Origin of the sequence: Vibrio sp. 1727 (assembly GCF_033344415.1) — a bacterium.
Lineage (GTDB): Bacteria > Pseudomonadota > Gammaproteobacteria > Enterobacterales > Vibrionaceae > Vibrio > Vibrio alginolyticus.
Genome location: NZ_JAWPOT010000127.1, coordinates 1 through 894 on the forward strand (window position 1 = coordinate 1; position 894 = coordinate 894).

At 48.4% G+C, this 894-nt stretch carries 1 protein-coding gene; it reads left to right on the plus strand.

Features of this window, described 5'->3' with window-relative positions; genetic code table 11:
- The coding region (gene glnE / locus R8O10_RS24275; RefSeq protein WP_318191827.1) for a bifunctional [glutamate--ammonia ligase]-adenylyl-L-tyrosine phosphorylase/[glutamate--ammonia-ligase] adenylyltransferase at nucleotides 1–894 on the plus strand (894 nt) is incomplete at both ends.

Below are 894 nucleotides of genomic sequence, written 5' to 3' on the forward strand. Positions count from 1 at the left end.
TGAAATGTCTGGTCATCGCGTTCTGCGTCAGTTCCGTAATCGAGAAATGGTCTACATCGCGTGGAAAGACTTCTTACATGCTTGGACACTTGAAGAGTCATTACGTCATTTGTCCCAATTGGCAGAGGCGATGATCTTTGAGACATACCAATGGCAATACAAAATTTGCTGCGCAGAATGGGGAACGCCAACAAATGCAGAGGGTGAAGCTCAACCGATGTTGATCATTGGGATGGGTAAGCTAGGCGGCGGCGAACTGAATTTCTCTTCCGATATCGACCTGATTTTTACTTACCCTGAAAACGGCGAAACCCAAGGTGCCCGCCGCAGTATCGCCAATGCGCAGTTCTTTACTCGTCTTGGTCAGCGAATAATCAAAGCACTCGATCAACAGACGTTTGATGGTTTTTGTTATCGCGTCGACATGCGGCTGCGTCCGTTTGGAGAAAGCGGCCCGTTGGTAATGAGCTATGCTGCGTTGGAAGATTACTACCAAGAGCAAGGACGGGACTGGGAACGTTACGCGATGATCAAAGCGCGCGTGATGGGATGCGAAATGTATCCGCAATATCAAGAGCTACGCAAAATGTTGCGTCCGTTTGTGTTCCGTCGTTACATCGACTTTAGTGCGATTCAGTCATTGCGCCGTATGAAATCAATGATCAGCAGTGAAGTGCGACGTCGCGGTTTAACCAACAACATCAAGCTGGGCGCTGGTGGTATTCGAGAAATTGAGTTTATCGCGCAAGTTTTCCAACTGATTCGTGGCGGGCGAGAGCCATCTTTGCGCAATCGTGGCTTGCTCGAAACCTTAAATGGTATTGAGGAACTTGCACTGTTAACCCCGCAAGAAGTCAGCAATCTGGAAGCGGCATATAAATATTTACGCCAGCT